The sequence below is a fragment of the Streptomyces sp. NPDC104831 genome (assembly GCF_055583025.1).
Genome location: NZ_JBVJOT010000043.1, coordinates 32,754 through 43,176, shown reverse-complemented (window position 1 = coordinate 43,176; position 10,423 = coordinate 32,754). Strand labels below are relative to the sequence as shown.

The window sequence follows — 10,423 nt, the reverse complement described above, 5'->3', positions numbered from 1 at the left end:
ACGGAAACTGTGACCAACGAGGCGAAGTACCTCGACTACCTCAAGCGCGCGACGGCCGACCTGCGCGAGGCCCGGCGGCAGGTGCGCGAGCTGACCGAGAGCCGGCACGAACCGGTGGCGATCATCGGCATGAGCTGCCGCTATCCGGGCGGGGTCGAGGACCCGGACGGGCTGTGGGAGCTGGTGTCCGAGGGCCGGGACGCCATCACCGGCTTCCCGGACAACCGGGGCTGGCCGGACGACGTGGCGGGCCGGGGCGGATTCCTGCACCACGCCGACGAGTTCGACGCCGACTTCTTCGGCATCTCCCCGCGCGAGGCGCTGGCCATGGACCCCCAGCAGCGGCTGCTGATGGAGGCGGCCTGGGAGGTGTTCGAGGCGGCCGGGCTGGACCCGTCGGCCGTCCGGGGCGAACCGGTCGGCGTCTTCACCGGACTGAACCTGCACGACTACGCCACCCGGGCCGAGGCCATCCCCGCCGAGGCGATGGGCTACCTGAGCACCGGCAACTCCGGCAGCGTCGCCTCCGGGCGGATCGCCTACTTCCTCGGCCTGGAGGGACCGGCCCTCACCGTCGACACCGCCTGCTCCTCCTCCCTGGTGGCGCTGCACCTGGCCGCGCAGGCGCTGCGGCGCGGGGAGTGCGCGATGGCCCTGGCGGGCGGCGCCACCGTGATGAGCTCGCCCGGCGCGTTCGCGGACTTCGGCGCCCAGGGCGGGCTGGCCCCCGACGGCCGCTGCAAGTCGTTCGCCGCCGCGGCCGACGGCACCGCCTGGGGCGAGGGCGTGGGTCTGCTGTTGCTGGAACGGCTGTCCGACGCCCGGCGGCTCGGACACCCGGTGCTGGCCGTGGTGCGGGGCAGCGCGGTCAACCAGGACGGCGCCAGCAACGGCCTGACCGCGCCCAACGGCCGGGCCCAGCGCCGGGTGATCCGGCAGGCACTGGCCGACGCCCGGCTGAAGCCCGGGGACGTCGACGCCGTCGAGGCGCACGGCACCGGCACCCGGCTCGGCGACCCCATCGAGGCCCAGGCCCTGCTCGCCACCTACGGCCAGAACCGGCCGGCCGGACGGCCGCTGCGGCTCGGCTCGCTGAAGTCGAACATCGGTCACACCATGGCGGCGGCCGGCGTCGGCGGTGTGATCAAGATGGTGCAGGCCATGCGCCACGGCACCCTGCCCCGCACCCTGCACGTCGACGAGCCGTCCCCGCGGATCGACTGGTCGGCGGGGTCCGTCGAGCTGCTGACCGAGGCCCGGCCGTGGCCCCGCGCGGACCACCCGCGCCGCGCCGCCGTCTCCTCCTTCGGCATGAGCGGCACCAACGCCCACGTCATCCTGGAACAGCACGAGGAACCCGCCGAGCCCCCGGCACCCCCCGGCGAACCCGCGCCCGGCACGACGGCCACCGCGGCGACCACCGCGACGACCACCGCGGCGACCACCGCGGCGACCACCGCGGCGGCCCCGGCCGGAGCCGCCCCCGGGACGGCCCGGGCCGGCGCGGTCGCCCCCGGGACAGTCCCGGCCGGTGCCGCCGCCGCCGGCGTGGCCTCGGCCGGTGCCGCCACCGCCGCAACACCGGCCACGGCAAACCCGGAGGCGGCCGTCGGGGAGGCGGACCCGGCCGGACCGGCCCCCGCCGACGCACCCCCCGCCACCCCCCTCCCCTTCCTCCTCTCCGCCCGCACCCCCGCAGCCCTGCGGGCGCAGGCCGGCCGGCTGCGGGCGCATCTGGCCGAGCGTCCGGAGCTGTCCGTCGCCGACGTCGCCTGGTCGTTGGCCACCGGGCGGGCCGCGCTGGACCACCGCGCGGTCGTGGTCGCCGACGGCCGGGACGGGCTGCTGGCCCGGCTCGGCGCCCTGGCGGACGGGCAGGACGCCCCGGGGACGGTGCGCGGCGCCACCGCCGCCCGCGCGGCCGGCCGTACCGCCTTCGTCTTCCCCGGCCAGGGCTCCCAGTGGCCGGGCATGGCCACCGGGCTCGCCGCCGCCTCCCCGGTGTTCCGGGACCGCCTGCGGGCCTGCGAGGAGGCGCTCGCCCCGCACGTGGACTGGTCGCTGGCCGCCGTGCTGCGCGGCGAGCCGGACGCGCCCTCGCTGGACCGGGTGGACGTGGTCCAGCCCGCCCTGTTCGCCGTGATGGTGTCGCTGGCCGCCCTGTGGCGATCCTACGGCGTCGAGCCGGACGCCGTCGCCGGGCACTCGCAGGGCGAGATCGCGGCGGCCTGTGTCGCCGGCGCCCTGTCGCTGGAGGACGCCGCGCTGGTGGTCGCGCTGCGCAGCCGGGTACTGACCCGGCTGGCCGGAGGCGGCGGCATGGTGTCGGTCGCGCTCCCCGCCGGGCAGGTGACCCCCCGGCTCGCCCCGTGGGCGGACCGGCTCGCCGTCGCCGCCGTCAACGGCCCCGGCACCACCGTGGTGGCGGGCGAGGCCGCCGCCCTGGACGCGTTCCGCGCGGCCGCCGAGGCGGACGGGGTGCGGGTGCGCCGCATCCCGGTGGACTACGCCTCCCACTCGCCGCAGGTCGAGGCCGTCCGCGAGGACGTGCTCGCCCGGCTGGCCGCCGTCACGCCCAAGCCCGCCGACATACCCTTCTACTCGTCCGTCACCGGCACCCGGCTCACCGGCACCGAGCTGGACGCCGGGTACTGGTACCGCAACCTGCGCCGGACCGTGCGGTTCGAGGAGACGGTACGGCTGCTCGTCCAGGACGGCGTCCGGTACTTCGTGGAGGCGAGCCCGCACCCCGTGCTCGCCGGCGGCACCACGGAGACCGCCGAGACCACCGGGGCCGGGCACGCCGTCACGGTGACCGGCTCCCTGGTGCGCGACGAGGGACACCCCGGCCGCTTCCTGGCCTCGGCGGCCGAACTCCACGTGCGCGGCGGCGCCGTCGACTTCACCGCCGCCCTCCCGGCCGGACGGCGCGTGGAACTGCCCCGCTACGCCTTCCAGCGGCGCTCGTACTGGCTGGCGTCCACCCCCGCCGTCGCCCTGCCCGCCGCGTCCGCGCCCGCGCCCGCCGCCGCGGCGCAGGACACCGAGACGCTGCCCACACTCCTGGCCCGGCTCGCCGACGACACGGAACGGACGGCCGCGGTCACCGGCCACGTCCGCGCGGCCGCCGCCGCCGTCCTGGGCCACGCCGGCCCGGAGGACGTCGACCCGGACCGGTCCTTCGTGGAACTCGGGTTCGAATCCCTGACCGCGCTCCACCTGCGCAACCGGCTCCGCGACTCCACCGGGCTGCCGCTGCCCGCCACCCTGGTCTTCGACCACCCCACGGCGCGCGCGCTGGCCGCCCACCTCGCCGAGCGGCTGGCCGGCACGCCCGGCGAACCGGCCGGCGACCCGCTGACCGGGCTGTTCCGGCAGGCCCACCGCACCGGCAGACTCACCGAGGGCTTCACGCTGCTGACCGCCGCCGCAGCACTGCGACCCGACTTCGCCCGGCGCGCCGACGCCGACCGCTGGCCCGCCCCGGTCCGGATCACCGCCGGCACCGGAGACCTCGCCGTGCTGTGCTTCCCCTCGCTCAGCGCCGTCTCCGGACCGCAGGAGTACCTGCGGCTCGGCGCGGCCCTCGGCTCCGCCGGCGAGGTGTGGGCGCTGCCGCACCCCGGCTTCGCCCCCGGCGAACCGCTGCCCCGCACCGCCGGGGCGCTGACCGCCGCGCACGCCGAGACCGCCCTCGAACTGGCCGCCGGCCGCCCGCTGGTGCTGCTCGGCCGGTCCTCCGGCGGCTGGATCGCGCACGCCGTCGCCGAACACCTGGCCGCGGCCGGCACCCCGGCCGCCGCCGTCGTCCTGGCCGACACCTTCTCCCGCGCCGCCGACCGCTCCAGCACCCGGCTGATGGTCTCGCAGCTGCTGGAGAACGAGGAGGCCGCCGAACTCCTCGACGACCAGCGGCTGGTGGCGATGGGCGGCTACTTCCGGGCCTTCGCCGACTGGACCCCGCACCCCCTGGACACCCCCGTGCTGCTGCTGCGCGCCACCGCCGAGGTGCCCGGCGCCGAGCAGGGCGCACGCGGGGCCGGCTGGGAGCACGCCCAGCACGTGGTCGACGTACCCGGCGACCACTTCTCGATGCTCGACACCCACCATCGGACAACCGCCGACGCCATCGCGTCCTGGCTGCGCACGGAGGTACGGGGATGACCAACACCCCCACCGCACACGAACTCTGGCTCCGCCCCTACCACCCGGCGCCCCAGGACGGCGACCTGACGCTGGTCTGCTTCCCGCACGCCGGCGGCTCCGCCAGCTACTTCCGCCCCCTCGCGGACGCCCTGGCCGACACCGCCGAGGTGCTGCCGGTGCAGTACCCGGGACGGCAGGACCGGCGCGCCGAGCCGCCCCTCACCTCGGTCGCCCGGCTCGCCGACGAGGTCACCGCCGTCCTGCGGTCGCTGCCCCGGCGCCGGCTGGTGCTGTTCGGGCACAGCATGGGCGCCTGCGTGGCCTTCGAGGTGGCCCGCCGGATCGAGCGGGACCCCGGCCTGGACCTGCGCGGACTGATCGCCTCCGGCCGCACCGCCCCGCCCACGCTGCGCGACACCAAGGTCCGCTTCATGGACGACGACGCGGTCATCGCCGAGATCCGCCGCCTGAACGGCACCGACGACCGGCTGCTCCTGGACGACGACGTGATCCGGATGATCATGCCGGCCATCCGCGGCGACTACCTGGCGGTGGAGTCGTACCGGTACGAGCCCGGGCCGCCCCTGCGCTGCCCGGTCAGCGTGCTCGTCGGCGACGACGACCCGCAGGTCAGCCTCGCCGAGGCCGAGCAGTGGCGCGCGCACACCGCGGGCGACTTCCGGCTGCGCGCCTTCCCCGGCGGCCACTTCTACCTGGCCGAGCAGAAGGACCGGGTGGTCCGGGCGCTCGCCGAGGACCTGGCCCGCTTCCGCTGACCGCACCCCCTCGCGGGCCGGCGCCCCCCTCGCCGGCCCCCGCCCCCCGACACAGAAAGAACGATCGATGGCAAACGAAGCGGCTGCCCCGGCACGCCCGCCGTTCGGACTGACCGTCCTCGCCGTGTCCCTGCCGATGTTCATGGTCGCGCTGGACAACCTGGTGGTCACCAACGCCCTCGCGTCCATCCGGCGCGACCTGGACGCCTCGGTGCAGGGCCTGCAGTGGGTCACCAACAGCTACATCCTCGGCTTCGCCGGCCTGCTGCTGGTCGCGGCCGGACTCGGCGACCGCTACGGGCGCCGCAAGGTGTTCGTCACCGGGCTCACGCTGTTCGTGCTGTTCTCCGTCGGCTGCGCGCTGTCCACCTCCACCGGCGCGCTCATCACGCTGCGCGCCCTGCAGGGCATGAGCGCGGCGGCCGTCCTGCCGCTGTCGCTGACCATGCTGACCGTGGCCGTGCCGCCGGAGAAGCGGGGCGTGGCCATCGGCGTGTGGTCCAGCATCAGCAGCCTCGCCGTCGGCATCGCCCCGCTGATCGGCGGCGCCGTCACCACCGGCATCGGCTGGCACTGGCTGTTCTGGCTGAACGTCCCGATCGGGCTCGTCGCCGTGCCGCTGGTGCTGCGCGTGCACCGCGAGAGCCGGGGCGCGGCCGCCGGACTGGACCCGCTCGGGCTGCTGCTCGGCGCGGCCGGCGTGCTCGCCCTCGTCTGGGCCATCGTGGACAGCAGCGACCACGGCTGGACCTCCGGCCGCGTCCTCGGCCTGTACGCCGCCGCGGCCGTCCTGCTGGTGGCGTTCGTGCTGTGGGAGCGCCGCGCCCCCGCACCGCTGCTGCCGTTGCGGATCTACCGCAGCCGCGCCTTCACCCTGACCAACATCTCGTCCCTGGCGGTGTACTTCGGGCTGTTCGGGTCGATCTTCTTCCTCGCCCAGTACCTCCAGGTGGCCCGCGGCCACTCGCCGTTCGTGGCCGGCCTGTGGACCCTGCCCTGGGCCGTCATGCCGACGATCTGCGCCCCGTACGCGGGCAAGCTCATCCCCAAGGTGGGCCCGGCCCGGCTGATCGCGGCCGGACTCGCACTGGCCGCCGTGGGCCTGGCCTGGTGCGCGCTGATCTCCGACCCGGCCACCGCGGACTGGCAGATGGTGGTGCCGTACATGCTGTGCGGCATCGGCACCGGACTGATCTTCGCGCCGAGCGCGACCGTCGTGGTCAGCTCCGTCCAGCCGCAGGACATCGGCAAGGCCTCCGGCACCAACGCCACCGTCCGGGAGATCGGCAGCGCCCTCGGCATCGCCGTCCTCACCACCGTGTTCACCGCCCGCGGCGGCACCTACACCTCCGCGCGGGCCTTCACCGACGCGATGATCCCCGGCCTGTGGATCTGCGTCGCGGTCCTGCTGGCCGGCGGCGCGGTCGCGCTGGGCATCCCGGCCCTCAGGCCCCCCGCCGCCGCACCCGCGCCGGCCCGGCAGCCCGCCCTCGACTGAGCCCCGCACCCCGCCCCGACACACAAGGAGCACACCCCGCATGGTCACCTTCGCCGACCTGTACGCCGACTACGGCGTGAAGACCCCGCACCACCTCTTCGAGCGCCTGCGCGAGGACCGTCCGCTCTTCCAGGTCGAACTGCCCAACGGCGTACCGCTGTGGCTGGTCACCCGGTACGCCGACTGCCGCGCCGGACTCGGCGACGCCCGGCTGTCCAACCGCATCGGCACCCGGATCGTCGCCCAGGACGTCCTGCCCGCCGAGATCCGCGCCAGCATGGGCACCCACATGCTCCGGGTCGACGGCACCGACCACACCCGGCTGCGGCGCCTGGTCTCCTCGGTGTTCACCGCCAAGCGGATCGAGCACCTCAGGCCGATGATCGAGCAGATGACCGGCGACCTGCTGGACAAGATGGCCGTCCAGGAACAGCCCGACGCCATCCGCGACCTCGCCTACCCGCTGCCCATGCAGGTCATCTGCGAGCTGCTCGGGGTGCCCGTCGCCGACCACGAGCGCTTCCGCACCTGGTCCAACGCCTACCTGGCGGGCGTCGGCACCCAGAACTTCCCCGTCGACGTGGTCACCGAGTTCGTCCACTACGTCCGCGACCTCGTCGCGCAGAAGCGGGCCGAACCGGACGACAAGCTGCTGTCCGCGATGATCGCCGCCCGCGACGACGAGGACCGGCTCGCCGAGCACGAGCTGACCTCGATGTGCTTCCTGCTCATCATCGCCGGCTACGAGACCACCGTGAACCTCCTCGGCAACGGCACCGCCCTGCTGCTGGACCGGCCCGAACTGGCCGCGCGGCTGCGCGCCGACCACGACGCCATCCCGGCCGCCGTGGAGGAGTTCCTGCGCTTCGAGAGCCCGGTACCCGGCGCGAGCTTCCGCGTCGCCACCGAGACCCTGGAACTGGGCGGGCAGACCATCGAGGAGGGCGAACTCGTCCTGATCTCGCTGCTGTCCGCCAACCGCGACGAGCAGGTCTTCGACGACTCGATGACCTTCGACGCCGAGCGCGCCCCCAACCAGCACATGGCCTTCGGCTACGGCATGCACTACTGCCTGGGCGCCCCGCTGGCCCGGCTGGAGGCGCACATCGCCTTCCGCCAGCTGCTGGAGCGCTTCCCCCGCATGGAGCGCCAGGACCCGGCCGCCGAACTGCGCTGGCGCCCGGGCCTGGTGATGCGCGGACTGACCGAACTGCCCGTGAAGCTCAACCAGTAGCCCCCGCCCCCGGTGGCGGCCCGCCCGGGCCGCCACCCGGCACGACCGAAAGCCTTCTAGACCCACGGGAGTTGAGTGGTGACAGCCGACCTGGTGGCCGCGATCGAGTCGCCGGACGCCGAGACCCGCGACTTCGCCGCCCTGCCGGTACCGGAGTCCTACCGGGCCGCCGTGCTGTTCAAGGACGAGCAGCACATGTTCGACGGCATCCCGGTCGCCGACCGGGAACCCGCCAAGGCCCTGCACATCGGCGACGTACCCACCCCCGAGCCCGGCCCCGGCGAGGCACTGATCGCCGTCATGGCCAGCTCCGTCAACTACAACACGGTGTGGAGCGCGCTGTTCTCGCCCGTGCCGACCTTCGCGTTCCTCGAACGCTACGCCCGCACCGGCGGCCCCGCCGCCAGGCACGACCAGCCCTACCACGTGATCGGCTCCGACCTGTCCGGCGTGGTCCTGCGCACCGGCCCCGGAGTGCGCCGCTGGCACCCCGGCGACCGCGTGGTGGCCCACTGCCTGTCCGTCGAGCTGGAGGACGCGGCCGGCCACGACGACACCATGCTCGACCCCGAGCAGCGGATCTGGGGCTTCGAGACCAACTACGGCGGACTGGCCCAGCTCGCGCTGGTGAAGGCCAACCAGCTCATGCCCAAGGCCGCCCACCTGACCTGGGAGGAGGCCGCCGCGCCCGGCCTGGTCAACTCCACCGCCTACCGCCAGCTCGTCTCGCGCAACGGCGCCGGCATGAAGGTCGGCGACACCGTGCTGATCTGGGGCGCCGGCGGCGGACTCGGCTCCTACGCCACCCAGTACGCGCTGGCGGGGGGCGCGATACCGATCTGCGTGGTCTCCAGCCCGCAGAAGGCGGAGATCTGCCGCGCCATGGGCGTCGAGGCGATCATCGACCGGAACGCGGAGGACTACCGCTTCTGGCGCGACGAGGACACCCAGGACCCCCGCGAGTGGAAGCGGCTGGGCAGCCGGATCCGCGAGCTGACCGGCGGCGAGGACGTGGACATCGTCTTCGAGCACCCGGGCCGCGAGACCTTCGGCGCCTCCGTGTACGTCGCCCGGCGCGGCGGCACCATCGTGACCTGTGCCTCCACCTCCGGTTACCGGCACGAGTTCGACAACCGCTACCTCTGGATGCACCTGAAGCGGATCATCGGCTCGCACTTCGCCAACTACCGCGAGGCGTGGGAGGCCAACCGGCTCGTCGTCAAGGGCCGCATCCACCCCACGCTGTCGCGCACCTACCCGCTCGACGGCATCGGCCAGGCCGTCGGCGACGTCCACCGCAACCGCCACCACGGCAAGGTCGGAGTGCTCTGCCTCGCCCCGCGCGAGGGCCTGGGCGTCACCGACCCGGCGCTGCGCGAGCGGCACGAGCCGGCCATCAACCGCTTCCGCACCGCCTGACCCCCACCCGCAGGCCCACACAGATTGGCACTCCGCACGTGACCGACGACACGGTCGACAACGCCCCCCTCGCCTACCCCTTCGAGCGGCCCACCGCGCTCGAACCGGCCCCCGAGTACCGGCGGCTGCGCGAGACCTGCCCGGTCTCCGGCATCCGCATGCCCAGCGGGGACCCGGCCCTGCTGGTCACCGACTACGAAGCGGTGCGCACGGTGCTGTCCGACACCCGGTTCAGCCGGGCCGCCACCGCCCGCCCCGGCGCCCCCCGCATCGGCACCGAACCGCAGAACGCCAAGAACCTGCTCACCATGGACCCGCCGGAGCACACCCGGGTGCGCCGGCTGGTCTCCCGGGAGTTCACCGCCCGCCGGGTGGCGGCGCTGCGCCCGCGCGTCCAGGCCCGCACCGACGAACTGCTGGACGCCATGGAGCGCACCGGCTCCCCGGCCGACCTCGTCCCCGCGCTCGCCTTCCCGCTGCCCGTGACCGTCATCTGCGAACTCCTCGGGGTCCCGCTGGACGAACGCGAGCAGATCGCCGAGTGGTCCGGCACCGTCCTGTCCACCGTCTCCCTGCCCGTCGAGCGGATCGTCGCCGCCCACAACGGCCTCGCCGGCTACCTCGGCGGGCTCATCGCCGCCAAGCGGCACCGGCCCGGCGACGACCTGCTGTCCGCCCTGGTGTCGATCCACGAGGCCGACGCCGAACGCCTCGACGAGGAGGAACTGCTGCACCTGGCGATCACCCTCCTCATCGCCGGACACGAGACCACCACCAACCAGATCGGCAACAGCGTCCTCGCGCTGCTGACCCACCCCGACCAGCTGGCGGCGGTCCGCCGGGACCCCGCCGCCGTCCCGGCCGCGGTGGAGGAGCTGCTGCGGTTCGTCCCGCCGGGCGACGAGGCGACCCTGCGCATCGCCACCGAGGACGTGCAGCTGGGCGACACCCTCGTGCCCGCGGGCACCGCCGTCCTCGCCTCGCTGGCCTCCGCCAACCGCGACGCCGCCCAGTACACCGGCGCCGACACCCTCGACGTCGCCCGCGTCCCGGGCGCCCAGCACCTGACCTTCGGCTACGGCGTCCACTACTGCCTCGGCGCCGGACTGGCCCGGCTGGAGCTGGAGATCGCCCTCGGCAGCCTGCTGCGCAGGTTCCCCACCCTCCGCCTGGACATCCCGGCCGACGAGGTGCCCCGGTCCGCGGGCCGGCTGATCCACGGCGTGACCTCGCTGCCCGTCGCCTGGTAGCCCCGGCCCGGGGGGGGGGGGGGGGGGGGGGGGGGGGGGGGGGGGGGGGGGGGGGGGGGGGGGGGGGGGGGGGGGGGGGGGGGGGAGATGAACGCGATAG

At 75.0% G+C, this 10,423-nt stretch carries 5 protein-coding genes and 1 pseudogene; all 6 read left to right on the top strand.

The window, feature by feature from the left end:
- Positions 1-24 precede the first annotated feature (24 nt).
- Positions 25-4,164, top strand: a pseudogene (locus ACZ63H_RS26890) (type I polyketide synthase); the annotation flags it as partial.
- Positions 4,161-4,922 carry a thioesterase II family protein gene (locus ACZ63H_RS26885; RefSeq protein ID WP_469869234.1) on the top strand — a complete coding sequence of 254 codons (762 nt, stop codon included), beginning with the start codon at positions 4,161-4,163 and terminating at the stop codon, positions 4,920-4,922. The pseudogene ACZ63H_RS26890 and the gene ACZ63H_RS26885, both read left to right, overlap by 4 nt.
- Positions 4,923-4,989: 67 nt before the next feature.
- Positions 4,990-6,420, top strand: coding sequence for an MFS transporter (locus ACZ63H_RS26880; protein ID WP_469869232.1), 1,431 nt, complete (start codon positions 4,990-4,992; stop codon positions 6,418-6,420).
- Positions 6,421-6,460: 40 nt separating this feature from the next.
- A complete protein-coding gene (locus tag ACZ63H_RS26875) occupies positions 6,461-7,654 on the top strand; it encodes a cytochrome P450 family protein (RefSeq protein WP_469869230.1) in 1,194 nt (397 codons plus the stop codon).
- 78 nt (positions 7,655-7,732) lie between these two features.
- A complete protein-coding gene (gene ccrA, locus ACZ63H_RS26870) occupies positions 7,733-9,073 on the top strand; it encodes a crotonyl-CoA carboxylase/reductase (RefSeq protein ID WP_469869228.1) in 1,341 nt (446 codons plus the stop codon).
- Between the two features lie 38 nt (positions 9,074-9,111).
- Complete coding sequence (locus ACZ63H_RS26865; protein ID WP_469869226.1) at positions 9,112-10,323, top strand: cytochrome P450; 1,212 nt, start codon at positions 9,112-9,114, stop codon at positions 10,321-10,323.
- Positions 10,324-10,423 lie beyond the last annotated feature (100 nt).

Bases quoted from the DNA above. Each gene is read 5' to 3' on its own strand.
- ACZ63H_RS26875 (WP_469869230.1), top strand. From the start codon at position 6,461: ATGGTCACCTTCGCCGACCTGTACGCCGACTACGGCGTGAAGACCCCG.
- ACZ63H_RS26885 (WP_469869234.1), top strand. From the start codon at position 4,161: ATGACCAACACCCCCACCGCACACGAACTCTGGCTCCGCCCCTACCAC.
- ACZ63H_RS26880 (WP_469869232.1), top strand. From the start codon at position 4,990: ATGGCAAACGAAGCGGCTGCCCCGGCACGCCCGCCGTTCGGACTGACC.